This window comes from Vibrio sp. 03_296, assembly GCF_002265885.1.
Genome location: NZ_NPKW01000645.1, coordinates 1 through 796 on the forward strand (window position 1 = coordinate 1; position 796 = coordinate 796).

1 pseudogene is annotated in these 796 nt (G+C 47.6%); it reads left to right on the forward strand.

From position 1 onward, the window contains the following. Positions 1–127: 127 nt before the first annotated feature. Positions 128–796, forward strand: a pseudogene (gene dinB / locus CIK04_RS26850) (DNA polymerase IV); the annotation flags it as partial.

Consider the following 796-nt stretch of genomic DNA (forward strand, 5'->3'; position numbering starts at 1 on the left):
ATACGGATTCATTAGTGGCGATAGAGAGCGATTGAGAATGTCCCATTTGTCTGTATACTGTGTTTTATCCAGTTATTAATTGTGTGTTGTATGTCTACGCAAATGCGAAAAATCAATCCATATCGATATGGACTGCTTCTATGCCGCAGTAGAGATGCGTGATAACCCCAATTTCCGCGGTCGACCTCTGGCGGTTGGAGGGCACGAAAAGCAGCGTGGGTCATCAGTACCTGTAATTATGAAGCGCGTAAGTTTGGCGTGAGAAGTGCGATGCCAACGGCACAAGCGCTTAAACAGTGCCCTAGTTGCTGGTTGTGCCTGGCGATGCAGGTATACAAAGAGGTTTCAACGCACATTCGCAGTATTTTCTCACGTTACACTCACTTGATTGAGCCACTCTCGCTCGACGAAGCCTATTTGGATGTAACGGATTCCACGCAATGTCATGGTTCGGCAACCTTAATTGCCGAAGCGATTCGTCGTGACATTTGGAATGAGCTGCAACTCACGGCCTCGGCAGGCGTTGCTCCGATTAAATTTCTCGCCAAAGTGGCCTCGGACATGAACAAACCGAATGGCCAGTTTGTGATTCCACCAGAGCAAGTTCAGAGTGTGATTGATACTTTGCCTTTACAAAAATCCCTGGGGTTGGCAAAGTGAGTTTAGAGAAGTTGAACCAAGCGGGTTTGTACGTTTGCCAAGATGTGAAAACAGTGATTAATCGTCAGTTACTCAAGCGATTTGGCCGTTTAGGGGCGTCGCTATGGCAGCGCAGCCATGGTATTGATGAGCGAGA